Genomic DNA, 15192 nt, shown 5'->3' with positions numbered 1-15192 from the left:
TCCTCGCCCACCTCAGGACCCTTTTGATCGCCCTCCTTGGCGCTCTCATTCAGAAAATGGGTCGGCCAGACTACCAGCCGGTTACGATCCAGACGGCCTGAGGAGGTTATTCAAGGCCGACTAAGCAGTCCTCCCGCCCGATCGCTGCACCACGGACGAGCTGGATGGACATTACGAGAAACTGACGGCGCCTCACGGCCTGGAGCCTGCATAGAAAGTCATCTCGACAGCTGCAGCCAGTCATCGCAGGTTAATGTGGGATATCGCGCGAACGGGTAGGCTTTGTGCCAACTGTTTGGAGAGGATGATGTCGGACGACCATCGCATCCGTGAGCGTGCCCACCAGATCTGGGAGCAGGCTGGGCGACCCGATGGGCAGCACGAAAGCCATTGGGCCCAGGCAGAGCGCGAAGTCGCGGCAACGGACAACACCCCTCCCATTCGGCAGGACGACGACGCCAATGGAGCGGCCTCTCCCACGCTCAATGCGCCGGATCAGGGTGGGGCATCGCCGGGGGAAGCCGCCGCAGCGGTGAAGGCGTTGAACGACTTGCCCCGAGGTACCGGTGGAAAGGAGCGGCAGCGCTAGCCGCGCGTCACCCGTAGGACAGCGCGCGGCTAGCAGGTAGGGTCAGGTCGTTGTGCCGCCCATGCCACTCGCGGGCCGCGTGCCGCCGCTGATCGTAGCGAGCTCGCGCGCCCGGCCGGCGGGCATGTTGAGCCGAACCTTCTCATCCACCTCGCCAACGCTGCTTACGGGCAAGTAGTGGTGGTGTTGGCCGCTGCCATCGGGATCGTCAGCCTTGGTCAGCTTGATGCGGTCCTCCTCGACTTTGTCGACAGTGCCGACATGCTGGCCGTCGCTTCCCACGATTTCCATGTGCTCTCGAATTTTCGGGACATTGGCGCTCATGTGTCTTCTCCATGGCCCATTTTGGGCCTGGTTAGAACGAAACATGCGCATGGGTGGATGCAGGATCTGCGATGGAGGATATGTCACGAGACCTGACAGAACCATCAATCCGGTTCTCTCTGCCTCCTTACGGAACCTGTCCTGATCTGCCCACCGCCCGCAATCGGCTCTCAAGCTTCTCTTGGCATCTCTGGTTCAGCCTCTCCGCCCCGAACGGGCTGTACGTGGAGTGGCCCCTATTTCGACCGGACACCGGGCGTAACCGCGAGGACCTAGGCTTACGCCTGGGCATACGCCTATGCCGAACGACCCGACGCGCGTCGAAATCATCACCGGCCGCGAGCGGCGACGCCGCTACACTGCCGAGCAGAAACTGCGGCTGGTCGAGGAGACCATGCAGCCAGGGATGACGGTCTCGGCCGTGGCCCGCCTGCACGGCGTCTCCCCGAGCCTGCTGTTTGGGTGGCTGAGGCCGCGTAGCGGACGAAGGCGCATGAGCGAGGGCGGCAAGGCCGCGATCCAGGCCGATGACGACGTGGTCGCTGCGGGGCGGCTGCGCGAGATGAAGGCCGCATCCGTGACCTGGAGCGCCTGCTGGGGCGCAAGACCATGGAGGTGGAGATCCTGCGGGAGGCGTTGAGCGCCGCCCGGGGAAAAAAGCCCGTCTGGCAGTTGCCGTCGCCACCACCGGCCGCTTCCCGGTGAAGGTCGTGGCCGACACCTTGGGCGTGGCCCGCTCCAACCTGGTCGAGCAGGTGCGCGGCAGCGCAAAGCCCCGGGGCCGGTACCGGCGCCAGGGCGACGACGAGCTGCTCGCGGCAATCCGCCAACTCACCGATGCCCGGCCGACCTATGGCTACCGCCGGATCACCGCCCTGCTGAACCGCGCCCGCCGGGCCTCAGGCGCCGACCCCTCAACCACAAGCGCATCTACCGGCTGATGCTGCGGGGCGGGCTGCTCCTGCAGCGCTACGGCACCCGGCGGCCGATCCGGGCCCATGAGGGAACGGTGATCGCTCCAGCACGAACCTGCGCTGGTCCTCCGACGGCCTGGAGATCCCGTGCTGGAACGGCGAGCTCGTCCGCCTGGCGTTTACCATCGACACCCACGACCGGGAGGTCATGGCCTGGGTCGCCACCACCGGTGGCATCAGCGGCGAGATGATCCGCGATCTCATGCTGGCCTGCGTCGAGCGCCGGTTCACCGCTCTCCGGGCGCCCCATCCCGTGCAGTGGCTCGCCGACAATGGCTCGGCCTATGCTGCTCACGACACGCGAGACTTCGCGGTCGCACTGAACCTCGTGGCCTGTTTCACGCCGGTCCGCAGCCCCGAGAGCAACGGGGTCAGCGAGGCCTTCGTGAAAACGCTCAAGCGCGACTACGCCCGCATCAATCCCAGGCCCGACGCCGCCACCGTCCTCCAGCAGCTACCGGCCTGGATCGATGATTACAACGAAGTCCACCCCCATAAAGGCTTGCGAATGCGCTCACCCCGTGAGTTCGTCCGCGCCCAGTCCCAACCAGCCCCGTGTCCGGTTTGATGGGGGTAACTCCAGTACGCGACGTTGACTCAGCGGGATGCGGGTCCAAGTTCCCGGCGGCCTGAATGCCTCGCAGCGATGTTGGATAGCGTCGAAGCCTATGGCGCTCGCCTTGGTTGGCTCGAATACTAGGAGATACAATCATGAGCTATGGACGGTTTGCTGCCATGATTGCCACCTCGACGGTGATCATGTTCGGGCTGATGTACCTCAACACCTATGCGCTCGACCATATTCACTACAGCCAGACAAGAACCTGGATGGCCGTCGTCATGGGCGCGACGATGGCGCTAATCATGATCAGCTTCATGTGGAGCATGTACAAGAACCGCAGCGCAAACATCGGTATCGCGTTAGGTAGCGTCGCGGTATTTGCCGGGGCGCTGTGGCTCGTCCGGAGCCAAGAGACTGTCAGTGACCTATCTTATATAAAGGCGATGATTCCGCACCACTCGATCGCGATCATGACGAGTGAGAGGGCGCACATCCGCGACCCGGAAGTCCGTAGGCTTGCCGATCGCATCATCGAGGCTCAGGTCCGCGAAATAGCCGAGATGAAGCGGTTGATCACTCGGCTAGAAACGTATCCCATTTCTAAGGATGCACCTGACCTACTGTCCTACCGTGAGCGCGGCGACACGCCACTGCCGCAAACCGACCGAAGCGTTGAAGAAGATGCACTGCGGCCGTCACGCTAGACCGGATGTCCTTCTAATGAGACCTGTGCGCTGAAGGCTTGATCCAACACGACGTACTTTGATTCCATGCTTTTCGGAGCGGGACGGAGGTGGTCGTGGCGCGACGGCGTATTGGGCAGGAACGGCTGGCCATCGCTGGCGAAATCCCGCTTCGCGGCGGCACGTCGCTGGACGAGGTTGCCGCCCTGATCGACTGGGCCGAGTTGGACAGCCTGCTCACGGACATCTCGGCATCTGCCAAGGGTGAGCTTGGCTGGCCACCACTGGCGTTGTTCCGTGCGCTGCTGTTGGCCACCTGGCACGATCTTTCTGACGTGCGGCTCGCTGAGGCACTGGATGACCGCGCCAGCTTCCGCCGGTTCTGCGGTTTCGCTGCCCAGGAACCAACGCCAGAGCGCACCGCCTTCGTCCGCTTTCGCGCCGCGCTGTTGCGCCGCGGGTTGGATCGGGCGTTGTTTGAGGCGGTCACCCGTCAGCTCGACGCCCGCGGCGTGGTGGTGCGCACCGGCACCCTGGTGGATGCGACGCTTCTGCCGTCGGCAAGCATCAGGTGCGACGGTGAGGCGCGCTGGGCGGGGCACCGCCGACGCAAGCCGGTCCACGGCTACAAGGCTCATGTTGCCACGGACCAGGAGGCCGGGCTGATCCGTGGGGTCGAGGTCACCACCGCCAACGTCCATGACGCGGCGGAGCTGGCCGCGATCCTGCCGGAGGCGCCTGGGCCGGTGTACGGCGACACGGCCTATTCGGGCAGCAAGCCGGAGGCGGCCATCCGCGCCTGCGGTGGCACACCCCACGTCACACACAAGAGCACCTGGGGCGGGCCCGCGGCACTGGCGCGCCTGGAGGCGCACAACGCCGAGATACGCCGGGTGCGCGGGCGCATCGAGAAGGTGTTCGGCACGGCCAAGCGCTCCTACGGCTTGCGTCGGATGCGCTGGTTAGGGCTGGCCCGGGCGGGACTGCAAGTCCGGCTCGCGGCGATGGCCTACAACCTTCGCCGCAGTTGGCGTCTGCTCAGGGGTGCGCCTGCGTGAGCCAGGCTCGAACTGTGCCCGTTGAAGGACTGGAACGCCCGCCACAGGAATAATCCGGGACCTCTGCCGCTCACCAACGCCCCGCAAACCCAAAACCTGGCCAGAACGGCTGAAAACGGAGGCTACCAAGCCTTCCGCGCACAGGTCTCATAAAGGCTGCTCTTGGCCTCACTCCGCCGGGCCCAGTCGGTAGCCCACTCCCGGCTCCGTCCGGATGAGCGAGGCGGCATCGCCGAGCTTCTGGCGGAGGTGCCCGACATAGACGCGCAGGTATTGCGAGCTCTCGGCATGTCCGGGACCCCAGACAGCCGAGAGAAGCTGGCGCTGGGTCACCACGCGTCCCGCGCCTGCGCGGGCGAGGGCGGCGAGAAGGTCCCACTCGCGCGGCGTCAGCTTAAGGAGCGTTCCGCCTATTGTCGCCTTGCGAGCGGCAAGGTCCATCTCCAGCGGGCCCACACGGACCAGAGGCGTCGGCGCCTCCTGCCCGTGGGCTGCGGCGCGGCGCAGGGCGGCCCTGAGGCGGGCGAGCAGCTCGGCGAGGGCGAAGGGCTTCTCCACGAAATCATCCGCTCCGGCGTCCAGAGCCGTTACCTTGGCGCACTCCTCGTCACGCGCGGAGAGGACGATGATCGGGGCGGCAGTGAAGGCGCGCAGGCGGGGGATCACCTGCTGCCCATCGAGGTCCGGCAGCCCGAGGTCGAGCAGGATGGCGGCGGGGGCGTGGGTGGCCGCGAGGCGCAGGCCTGCCGAAGCGTTCTCCGCCTGGATGGGCTCGTACCCGGAGGCCGCCAGTGCCGGCGTGAGAAAGCGGTGAATCTGTGGCTCGTCGTCCACGACCAGGATGCGGGGCGGGGAAAGGTCGGCGAGAGGGCTGCTCATGCGGGGAACCGGACGATGATGCGTGTCCCCCGGCCGGCCCGGATCGGGCTCTCGGCCGTGATCTGCCCGCCCATGGCGCGGGCGAGCCCGCGAGCGATGGCAAGGCCGAGGCCGCTGCCCGCGGTGATCCGGTCGGTGCGGGACGCACGGAAGAAGGGATCGAAAATTCGCATGAGGTCGCCGCGTGGGATACCGGGCCCGTCATCCTCGACGGAGATCAAGATATTCGCCCCATCGCGTCGCGCGGCGACCGCGACCTGCCCCGCCGCGCCCGAGAACTTCAGGGCATTGTCGAGCAGGTTGGTCAGGATCTGGTCGAACAGCACTGGGTCCAACGAGGGAGAGGGCAGGCGCGGGTCGATGCGGCGTTCCACAAGGCGGCCCGTGGCATGTTCTACTCGCTCCACGGCGTCGTCGATGGCGGAGGGCAGGTCCATCGGCTCGCGGCGCAGAGGAACCCGTCCGCTCTCGAGCCGGACCATGTCGAGGATATTCGAGGCGAAGCGGGCGAGGCGCGCGGTCTCCTCTTCCGCGGTGAGGATCAGGTCCGCACGGGCCTCGGGCGAGAGCATGTCACCCATGGTCCGTAGCGTCTCCAAAGAGCCACGGATTCCCGTGAGCGGAGTGCGCAGGTCATGGCCGAGGGAGGTGAGGAGGGTGATACGCAGCGCCTCCGCCTCCGCCCGAACCGCGCCCCGCGCGCGCTCTTCCATCAGCTCCGCCCGTTCCAGGGCTATGGCGGCCTGGTCGAGAAGCGCGTCCAGCGTGCGCTCCCTCTCCGGATCGAGCGGCTCCGACCGGTCAGCGAAGCGGATGCCGACCAGGCCCGCGACGCCCTGAGCCGTCGGCAGCGGCTGGAAGCACCAGGACACGGCCGGAAGCGTGTCGGTCCCCCAGCCGGTCGGGCGCCCCTTGGTGTATGCCCAACGTGCGGCGGCCATGGAGGCATCGTCCGGCTCGGCGCTGGTTGGGGAGGCCGCGCGGATGATCAGGTCGGTGTCGTCCGGCCGCCGCCCGCGCGGCAGGGCAAGGCCCGGGACCTCCTCACCCGAGAGCGGCATCAGGACGCAGCAGGGGCATCCGGCGATCCGCCCGGCCTCATCGGCGATGAGGGCGAGGAGCGCCGCGCGATCCATCGGCGCGCCGAGGCGCCGGCTGAACTCGACGAGGCGACGCAGTCCGAAGACCCGCGCCTGAGCACTGCGGACCGTGCGCCCGAGCCGCCCGGCCGTGCCCGCCAGGAGGAGGGCAACAAGGCCGAAGACGACCGCGCCCACGATCTCCTGCGGCCCGTCGATGGTGAGGGTGTAGCGCGGCTCGATGAAGAGGAAGTTCCAGCAGAGGAAGGACAGCACCGCGGCGGAGACACCGTGTGCGGGCCCGAAGGCGACCGAGGCCGCCACGGACGCGACCAGATAGACCATCCCGAGCGACCCTTCCGTTACCCGGGAATCCAGTGCGTAGCCGATCCCGGTCGCCGCCAGCACCAGGGCCGGGACGCTGGCCCAGCCGACCCACCGGGGGAAGGAGCGCCGCTCGGGCCCTGCCTGCTGGCGGGCTGCCGCCGTGGGACTCGGCATGAGGTGGAGGGTGAAGTCCGAGGCCTGCCGCAGCAGGGTAGCGGACAGGGTGCGGCCGGTCAGGCGGCGCCAGAGGGGTGGCCGGCCGCGGCCTATGACGAGGTTGGTCACGTTGCGCGCCCGCGCCGCGACGAGGATGGCACGGGGCAGGTCGGTGTCCACCACCGTCTCTGTCTCGGCGCCCAGGGTTTCCGCCAGGCGGAGGGCAGGCCCCGGGTCGCCGTCCGCGGCAGCTGGCCGCTCCACGTGCAGTGCCACCAGTGGCGCACGCAGGGCATCGGCGATCCGGCGGGCCTGCCGGACCGCGACCTCGGCCGAGGGCTCGCCCCCGACCAGCACCATCACGCGGTCGCCGGCGGGCCATGGACCCGCGATGGCGTTGGCGCGCATGTAGCCGGTGACGTCGGCATCCACCCGGTCCGCCGTGCGGCGTAGCGCCATCTCCCGCAGGGCGGCGAGGTTGCCCTCGCGGAAAAAGCCGCGCAGGGCGCGCTCGGCCTGATCCGCGCGGTACACCTTGCCCTGGCGCATCCGTTCCAGCAGCTCGGCGGGCGGGATGTCGATTAGTTCCACCGAATCGGCCCCGGCCAGCACGTGGTCCGGCACCGTCTCGGCCACGCGCACGCCGGTGATGCGGGCCACGGCGTCGGACAGGCTCTCCAGGTGCTGCACGTTCATCGCCGTCCAGACTTCGATCCCGGCGGCGCGCAGTTCCTCCACGTCCTGCCAGCGCTTGGGATGGCGGCTTCCCGGCGCGTTGCTATGGGGCAGCTCGTCCAGCACGAGGATGGCGGGGCGGCGGGCGAGCGCGCCGTCTAGGTCGAACTCCTCCAACGCCTGGCCGCGGTAGTCCAGCCGGGCGCGCGGCAGCACCTCCAGTCCCGCCACCTGTGCGGCAGTCTCCGCGCGGCCGTGCGTCTCCACGAGCCCAATCACAATGTCGGCGCCGCCCAGCGCGCGGCGTCGGGCCACGGTCAGCATCTCGTAGGTCTTGCCCACGCCGGGTGCAGCGCCGAGGAACACCTTCAGCCGCCCCCAACCCTCCCGCGCCGCCACGGCGAGGAGCTCGTCGGGGTTAGGACGGGACGGCTCGCCCGGGCCCTGCCCTGCACGGGCGCTCAACGGAAGGGGAGGCCAGATGATGACGCCAGCATCAATGCCCTCACTCCTCCAGCCTCGTTCCGGTGAGCAGCCCGACCGCTACTCCAGTTGCTGCGATGAGGAGCTCCCCCGCCAGCCAGAGGACGGCCAGACGCGGCTCCGCGGTCGGAGGAGGCCGCAGCCCTATCGCAGGGGTTCCCACGAGACCCCCAAGCAGGAGCGCAAGGAACGCCAGGGTTGCCACCGCGCTCGGGCTCGCCCGCCGAAGCGGGTGCGGCAGGCTCCTGGCCGGGTGCCGATGGCGGGATGCGAGGCGAGCCGCGGCGAAGCCCTCCGGCCGATGCGACATTGCGGCGGACATGTCGGACCTCTCCCATCCACGGACGCCTTCTGCTGTGACCCTGCGCACGTAAAAACGCGATCGTCCATCCACCCGCCAAGTATAAAAACTCCATAAAAACGGGACCCGCCATTGAGCTTTCCGGCAAATTTTACACGCTTTTTACGGACACATCCCGAAACCCGAATGGCCTCTTTATGCGAGTTTTCTCATTGCTGGTGCTGACCGCCGGGAACATCCCGGCAGGAGGACCACCAATGATCGACATCCTCGTGCTCGGCATCGGCCTCGGCAGCTTCGCGCTGTTCGCGGCCTATGTCGCCGCCTGCGAACGGGTCTGACGCACCATGCTCGACCTCATTGTCGGCGGCGGCGCCGCAGCGGGACTGCTGGCTTATCTCTTGTGGGCGCTGCTGCGTCCCGAGAGCCTGTGATCGGGACCCCTGACCCATGACACTCCTCGGTTGGGCGCAGATCGCGTCCGTCCTCGCGCTCGTGCTGGCGGCCGCCGTGCCGCTCGGGCGCTACATCGCCGCCGTCGCTGGCGGCCGTGTCGCCTGGCTGCGGCCGGTCGAGGTGCTGCTCTACCGCGTGGCTGGCATCGATCCCGCGCGCGGGCAGGACTGGAAGGGCTATGCCCTCGCCATGCTCGCGGCCAATGCGGCGGGCTTTGTACTGCTCTTCGCCATTCTGCGGCTGCAGGGCGTGCTGCCGCTGAACCCGCAGGGCCTCTCCGGCATGTCCTCCTGGCTCGCCTTCAACACGGCGGTCAGCTTCGTCACCAATACCAACTGGCAGGCCTATTCGGGCGAGGTTGCGGCCTCCTACCTGTCTCAGATGGCCGGGCTCGCGGTGCAGAACTTCCTCTCGGCCTCCACCGGCATCGCGCTTGCCCTGGCTGTCTCCCGCGCCTTCGCGCGCGGCGGGGTGCGGGAGCTCGGGAACTTCTGGGCCGACTTCACGCGCGTCACGCTCTACGTTCTGCTGCCGCTGGCAGTAGTGCTGGGTCTCGCCTTCGTCGCACTCGGCATTCCCCAGACTTTCTCGGGTTACGTGACCGCGACGACCCTGGAGGGCGCGGAGCAGACCATCCCGCTCGGCCCGGCCGCCTTCCAGATCGCCATCAAGCACCTCGGCACCAACGGTGGCGGCTTCTTCGGCGTGAACTCCGTGCATCCGCTCGAAGGGCCAAACGCGATCGCGACCGCACTGCAGATATGGGCGCAGGCCGTGATCCCCTTCGCGCTCTGCCTGACCTTCGGGCGCATTGTTGGCGACATCCGCCAGGGACGCGCCTTGCTGGCCGTGATGGTTGGCTTCGTCGTCTTGGCCACCGCCGCCATCTACGCCGCCGAGGCCGCGGGCAACCCGCTGCTGACAGCGCTGGGCGTGGATCCCGCGATGGGCAACATGGAGGGCAAGGACATCCGCTTCGGGCTGCCGCTCGTCGCGCTCTTTACCGCGACCACCACGGGCGCTTCCTGCGGCGCGGTGAACGCGATGCTCGACAGCTTCACACCACTGGGCGGGCTGGTGCCGATGTTCCTCATCCAGCTCGGCGAGGTTCTGCCGGGCGGCGTGGGATCGGGCCTCTACGGCATCCTCGTCTTCGCCCTTATCGCGGTCTTCGTGGCCGGGCTGATGGTGGGGCGGACGCCGGAGTACCTGGGCAAGAAGGTGCAGGCGCGGGAGATCAAGCTGGCCATGCTGGCGGTCCTGATTCTGCCGACCGTTATCCTCGGCTTCACTGCCGTCTCGGTCGTGCTGCCAACGGCCGCGTCCTCGATCCAGGACGCGGGGCCGCACGGGCTCTCCGAGATGCTCTACGCCTACACCTCGGCGGCGGGGAACAACGGCTCCGCCTTCGGCGGGCTGACCTCCGACACGCCCTGGCTGAACACCACTCTCGGGATCGCGATGCTGCTCGGGCGCTTTGCCTATGCTGTGCCTGTCATGGCCATCGCCGGCTCCCTCGCGGCCAAGGCCAAGGCGCCGGACAGCGCGGGTACCTTCCCCACACACGGCCCGCTCTTCGCCGGGCTGCTGGCGGGCGTGATCCTTATCCTCGGCGGGCTGCAGTTCCTGCCCGCCCTCTCGCTTGGGCCGATCGCGGAGCACTTCACCATGCTCGCCGGCAAGACCTTCTGAGGCCAACCAGAATGCTCGACGTAACCACCGGCTCAGGCGCGTCCACCACACGCCCCCGTCCGCCGATGCTCGATCCGGCGCTGCTGCCGCGGGCGATCGGGGATGCCTTCCGCAAGCTGAACCCCGTGACGCTGCTGCGGAATCCCGTCATCTTCGTCACCGAAGTCGTCTCCACCGTGGTGACGATCCTGGCGGCGCGCGCGGCTCTCAATGGCGAGCCCTGGGCCTTCCAGGCCGGGATTGCCCTCTGGCTCTGGTTCACCGTCCTTTTCACCACCTTCGCTGAGGCGGTGGCGGAGGGGCGCGGCCGGGCGCGGGCGGAGAGCCTGCGCAAGGCCCGCACGGACACACAGGCCAAGCAGCTGGTGCGCCCGGATGAGCGCGCCATATGGCAGTCGCGCGGCGCGACCGAGCTGCGCGTGGGCGACCACGTGCTCGTCGAGGCAGGCGATCTCATTCCATCGGACGGCGAGGTGGTGCAGGGCATCGCCAGCGTGAACGAGGCGGCGGTCACGGGCGAGAGCGCGCCCGTGATCCGCGAGAGCGGCGGCGACCGCAGCGCCGTCACGGGCGGAACCGTGGTCGTCTCCGACTGGATCGTGGTGCGGATCACCGCAGCGCCCGGCTCCACGTTCATCGACCGCATGATCTCCCTCGTAGAGGGTGCCTCCCGCCAGAAGACGCCGAACGAGATCGCGCTCGACATCCTGCTGGCGGGAATGACGATCATCTTTCTAATCGCAGTGACGAGCGTCGTCGGCCTTGCATCCTGGAACGGCACGCCTCCCTCGGTACCGGTGCTGGCGGCCCTTCTGGTCACCCTCATCCCGACCACGATCGGCGGCCTGCTCTCGGCCATCGGCATCGCGGGCATGGACCGGCTGGTGCACTTCAACGTGATGGCGACGAGCGGCCGCGCGGTGGAGGCGGCGGGCGACGTGGACGTGCTGCTGCTGGACAAGACCGGCACCATCACCCTCGGCAACCGCCAGGCCGCCGCCTTCGTGCCGGTGCCGGGGGTTGCGGAATGCGAGCTGGCGGAGGCCGCCGTGCTATCTTCCCTCGCGGATGAGACGCCGGAGGGCCGCTCAATCCTCGCCTTCGCGCGGGACCGGCACGGCATCACCCCGCCCGAGCTTCCAGCCAACGCCACGGTGGTGTCATTCACGGCGCAAACCCGCATCTCCGGCCTGGACATGGGCGGCACCCAGTATCGCAAGGGCGCGGCAGAGGCGCTCATCCGCAGCACCGGCGGCGCGGTTTCGGCCGCGTTGCGGGAGGCGGTGGACCGCATCGCCCGCGTGGGCGGCACGCCGCTGGTGGTGGCGAAGGACAACCGGATCCTCGGCGCCATCGAGCTGAAGGACATCGTCAAGCCCGGTATCCGCGAGCGCTTCGCGGCGCTGCGCAGGATGGGCATCCGCACGGTGATGGTCACCGGCGACAATCGCCTGACCGCCGCCGCCATCGCGACGGAAGCCGGGGTGGACGACTTCATCGCGGAGGCGACGCCTCAGGACAAGCTGCAATACATCCGCGACGCGCAAGGACAGGGGCGCCTCGTCGCCATGGCCGGGGACGGCACGAACGACGCGCCTGCCCTGGCCCAGGCCGATGTGGGCGTGGCCATGCAGACCGGAACCCAGGCCGCGCGCGAGGCCGGGAACATGGTGGACCTGGACAGCGACCCTACCAAGCTCATCGAGGTGGTGGAGATTGGCAAGCAGCTTCTGATCACCCGCGGGGCGCTGACCACCTTCTCCATCGCCAATGACGTGGCCAAGTACTTCGCCATTTTGCCCGCCATTTTCGTGCTGCAATACCCGGAGCTGCAGGCGTTGAACCTCATGCGCCTGGCCAGCCCCGAGAGCGCGATCCTCTCAGCCGTGATTTTCAACGCGCTGATCATCGTGGCCCTCGTTCCGCTCGCGCTGCGGGGCGTGCGCTACACGCCCTCGGGCGCGGCGGCGCTGCTGCGGCGCAACCTGCTGATCTACGGGCTGGGCGGCATCGTCGCGCCCTTCGTCGGGATCAAGATCATTGACGTCATCCTCCAGCTTCTCGGGATCGCCTGAGCCATGTCCGTCCTTCGTCCCGCCGCGACCATGGTCGTCGGCTTCACCCTGATCGTCGGCTTGGCAGTGCCCGCAATCCTCACCCAACTCGCGGGCGCCGTCATGCCGCGTCAGGCCGGGGGCTCCCTCGTCGAGCGCGACGGGCGCGTGGTCGGATCCGCGCTCATCGGGCAGAACTTCACGGGCGAGCGCTACTTCCATCCGCGCCCCTCCGCTACCAGCGCGCCCGACCCGCAGGACAGCAGCAAGGCGGTGGACGCGCCCTACAACGCCGCCGCCTCCGCCGCATCTCAGCGCGGGCCTACAAGCCAAGTGCTGCTGGACGCGGTGAAGGAGCGTGTGGCGGAGGCCGGACCCGTGCCCGTGCCGGGGGACGCTATCACCGCCTCCGGCTCCGGCCTCGATCCCGACATCAGCCCGGAGAACGCCGCCCGGCAGGTGGCGCGGGTGGCTCGGGCGCGCGGCCTGCCGGAGGAGCGCGTCCGCGCCATCGTGGCGGAGAACACCACTGCTCCGGCCCTCGGCTTCCTCGGCGCCCCGCGCGTGAACGTACTGGGGCTCAACCTCGCGCTCGACACCGCGCGCTGAACGAACGGACCTGAGAGATCACTGATCCCATGCGTAACCACCACGTCCTCTGCGGCCTCGCGCTGCTCGGCACCGCAGCCCCAGCCCAGGCCTTCGAGCTGGAGGGGGCCGGACTGACGATCGGCGTCACGCCGACCGTGTCGAGCGACTACCTGTTCCGAGGCATCAGCCAGACCCGCAACCGCCCGGCGGTCCAGGGCACGATCGACATCCAGCACACCAGCGGCCTCTACGTCGGTGCCTTCACCTCGAACGTCTCCTTCCTCGGCACGAATGCCCGGCAGGAGGTGGATGCCCTAGCAGGCTGGCGCACCACCGTCGCCGGGGTGAGCCTCGACGTCGGTGGGATCGCCTACACCGTAAGCGTGCACTGAGAACTGCGTTGGTTGCGGCTTGACGCGTAGGCTTCGCCAACGGGTCAGAGGCGCCGGCTCGGCTTGCCTCTTTGACGGCGGCGCGCGATCGCGGCCAAGTTCGCGCTGATGCGGGGCTCATCGATATCGGCAGGATCGAACGGGCCACCGTACCAGGTGGTCGTGGCTTCGTGCTCGGGATGGTTTGGGTCGGCCATGGCGCCGAGGAAGTCCTCAAACCCGCTCAGGCTGCCGACGTCCTCGGGTGGACAGCGGCGCTCGCCCGCCAGGAGGATCGGGACCTCCTCACCGGGGAGGAGCGGGATCTCGTGCTTGATCTCGATGAGATGCTCCCAGTGGTCACCGAAGTCATAGAGATAGGTGAACCGCCGCACGCCACGCCGTAGCAACGAGGTGAGCTTCACGCTCCGCGCGGGTGTCACCCCGGCCATGTCCCACTCCGGATCGGGTAGTCCGATCCGTTCGTCGCCGACATCGAACTCGAACAGGTGTGCGTCCCACCAGCCCATGGCGGCCTGGATCGTCTGGTGCAGGGTCTGCATGGTCATGCTGGTGGGGACGAGCACCTCGCGCCAGATCGGGGGCTTGGAGCCCTTCAGCGTGATGCGCAGCCGGACGGCTGTGGCGGTCAGGGCCGCAGGTGCCATGGCATCAGCTCACCGAGACGGTTGATCGGGTGCCCGGCGAGGCGCTCGAGCAGGGTGCGGAGATAGGCCTGCGGATCCCAGCCGTTCAGTTCAGCGGTGCCGACCAGGGTGTAGATGATCCCGGCGCGCCTGCCGCCCTCCATCGACCCGGCAAACAGGTAGTTCTTCCGTCCGAGGGCCAGCGGGCGCATGCGGCGCTCGGCGGCGTTGTTGCTGAGGCAAGCACGGCCGTCGCGCAGGACCAGGGTGAGGGCTGCCCACTGGGTCAGCGTGTATCGGATGGCCTTGGCCAGCTCCGACTTACCGGAGATCCGGCGCAGGGTTGTCTCCAGCCAGGCCCGCAGGTCGGCCATGAGCGGCGCCGAGCGGGCCTGCCGGACCGCAAGGCGCGCGTCCGGAGGCTGGCCATGGATCTCCGCCTCGATCGCGAACAGCCCGGCCATGCGCTCGATCGCCTCCCGCGCGAGCGGGCTTTTCGTGGTCAGCAGCACGTCGTGGAACTTGCGCCGCGCATGCGTCCAGCACGCCGCCTCAACAACCCGGCCACCCTCGTAGAGGCTGTTGAACCCGGGATAGGCGTCAGCCTGCAGGATGCCCCGGAAGTCACGCAGGCGCCGCTGCGGGTGCTCCCCCTTCCGGTCTGGCGTGAACTCATAGAACACCGCGGGCGGGTCAGGGCCGCCGAATGGCCGGTCGTCCCGCAGATAGGCCCAGAACCGGGCCGTCTGGGTGCTGCCCCGGCCGGGCACGAGCATTGGCATCGGCGTGTCGTCGGCGTGCACCCGTGCCCCGGCCAGGACGTGGCGGCCGATGAACTCGGCGACCGGCCTTGCCAGCTCGGCCGACCTGCCGACCCAGCCCGCCAGCAGCCCCCGCGGGAGGTCCAGGCCATCCCGGGCGTAGACCTCCGTCTGCCGATAGAGGGGCAGGTGGTCGCAGTACTTCGAGACCAGCACATGGGCCAGCAGGCCCGGGCCGGGCCTGCCGCGCTCGATGGGCAGCGAGGGCATGAGGGCCTGCGTCATCGTCTCGCAGGTCCGGCAGGAGAATGCCGGGCGGACGTGGCGGACCACCTCGAACCGGCCGGGCCGGTATTCCAGGATTTCGGTGACGTCCTCCCCCACCTTGCGCAGCGCGCCGCCGCAGGGGCGTTGTTGCGCAAATCAGACTTAGGGCGTGAGTGTTCCTGTCCCGCTCTGATCAGGCGCGGGCGACGGTGTCGGGCATACCGAGGGCGTTGAAGGTGTTCAGGATGGCGCAGCGGATCTGC

Annotated in this window: 13 protein-coding genes and 2 pseudogenes; 10 read left to right on the top strand and 5 right to left on the bottom strand. The window is 68.5% G+C overall.

The window, feature by feature from the left end:
* The first annotated feature begins 253 nt into the window (after positions 1-253).
* Entirely contained in the window at positions 254-589 is a 336-nt protein-coding gene (locus J8J14_RS23360; RefSeq protein ID WP_342452523.1) for a DUF2934 domain-containing protein, read from the top strand.
* A gap of 42 nt (positions 590-631) precedes the next feature.
* Here J8J14_RS23360 and J8J14_RS23355 read toward each other — a convergent pair whose 3' ends face one another.
* Positions 632-913, bottom strand: a complete 282-nt coding sequence (locus tag J8J14_RS23355) for a DUF2171 domain-containing protein (protein WP_209381949.1) — start codon at positions 911-913, stop codon at positions 632-634.
* Between the two features lie 298 nt (positions 914-1211).
* Between J8J14_RS23355 and J8J14_RS23350 the strand changes: the two are divergent.
* The 3 genes and pseudogenes from J8J14_RS23350 to J8J14_RS23340 all read left to right on the top strand — a co-directional run bounded on the left by J8J14_RS23350 (position 1212) and on the right by J8J14_RS23340 (position 4190).
* Positions 1212-2455, top strand: a pseudogene (locus tag J8J14_RS23350) (IS3 family transposase).
* Positions 2456-2598: 143 nt separating this feature from the next.
* Positions 2599-3153 (top strand): DUF305 domain-containing protein, encoded by a 555-nt coding sequence (locus tag J8J14_RS23345; protein ID WP_209381948.1) that lies wholly within the window; start codon positions 2599-2601, stop codon positions 3151-3153.
* Positions 3154-3248: 95 nt separating this feature from the next.
* Positions 3249-4190: an IS5 family transposase gene (locus tag J8J14_RS23340; RefSeq protein WP_209381947.1), complete on the top strand. Its 942-nt coding sequence runs from the start codon at positions 3249-3251 to the stop codon at positions 4188-4190.
* Positions 4191-4358: 168 nt separating this feature from the next.
* Here the strand turns inward: J8J14_RS23340 and J8J14_RS23335 are convergent, their stop codons facing one another.
* A complete protein-coding gene (locus J8J14_RS23335; RefSeq protein WP_209381946.1) occupies positions 4359-5069 on the bottom strand; it encodes a response regulator in 711 nt (236 codons plus the stop codon).
* Positions 5066-7771 (bottom strand): sensor histidine kinase, encoded by a 2706-nt coding sequence (locus J8J14_RS23330; RefSeq protein ID WP_209381945.1) that lies wholly within the window; start codon positions 7769-7771, stop codon positions 5066-5068. Before J8J14_RS23330 ends, J8J14_RS23335 begins: the two co-directional genes overlap by 4 nt.
* A gap of 531 nt (positions 7772-8302) precedes the next feature.
* On the opposite strand from J8J14_RS23330, the gene J8J14_RS25555 reads away from it, so the two are divergent.
* From J8J14_RS25555 to J8J14_RS23305, 6 genes are read left to right on the top strand one after another with little or no spacing between them, the layout of a single operon-like run.
* Entirely contained in the window at positions 8303-8431 is a 129-nt protein-coding gene (locus J8J14_RS25555; RefSeq protein WP_280843019.1) for a hypothetical protein, read from the top strand.
* Positions 8432-8437: 6 nt separating this feature from the next.
* Positions 8438-8524, top strand: a complete 87-nt coding sequence (locus J8J14_RS25840) for a potassium-transporting ATPase subunit F (protein ID WP_209381952.1) — start codon at positions 8438-8440, stop codon at positions 8522-8524.
* 16 nt (positions 8525-8540) lie between these two features.
* Positions 8541-10238, top strand: a complete 1698-nt coding sequence (gene kdpA / locus J8J14_RS23320; protein WP_209381944.1) for a potassium-transporting ATPase subunit KdpA — start codon at positions 8541-8543, stop codon at positions 10236-10238.
* Between the two features lie 11 nt (positions 10239-10249).
* Positions 10250-12313: a potassium-transporting ATPase subunit KdpB gene (gene kdpB / locus J8J14_RS23315; protein WP_408896589.1), complete on the top strand. Its 2064-nt coding sequence runs from the start codon at positions 10250-10252 to the stop codon at positions 12311-12313.
* Positions 12314-12316: 3 nt separating this feature from the next.
* On the top strand, positions 12317-12901 hold the full coding sequence (gene kdpC / locus J8J14_RS23310; RefSeq protein WP_209381943.1) for a potassium-transporting ATPase subunit KdpC: 585 nt from the start codon (positions 12317-12319) through the stop codon (positions 12899-12901).
* 29 nt (positions 12902-12930) lie between these two features.
* Entirely contained in the window at positions 12931-13275 is a 345-nt protein-coding gene (locus J8J14_RS23305; protein WP_209381942.1) for a TorF family putative porin, read from the top strand.
* 44 nt (positions 13276-13319) lie between these two features.
* On the opposite strand, the gene J8J14_RS23300 is transcribed toward J8J14_RS23305, so the two are convergent.
* Positions 13320-13922, bottom strand: coding sequence for a plasmid pRiA4b ORF-3 family protein (locus tag J8J14_RS23300; protein WP_209381941.1), 603 nt, complete (start codon positions 13920-13922; stop codon positions 13320-13322).
* Positions 13904-15067: pseudogene (tnpC, locus tag J8J14_RS23295) on the bottom strand (IS66 family transposase); the annotation flags it as partial. The pseudogene tnpC and the gene J8J14_RS23300, both read right to left, overlap by 19 nt.
* Between the last annotated feature and the right edge of the window lie 125 nt (positions 15068-15192).

The sequence above is a fragment of the Pararoseomonas baculiformis genome, assembly GCF_017813395.1.
Taxonomy (GTDB): Bacteria; Pseudomonadota; Alphaproteobacteria; order Acetobacterales; family Acetobacteraceae; genus Roseomonas; species Roseomonas baculiformis.
This window is presented reverse-complemented; position numbering and strand designations above follow the sequence as displayed.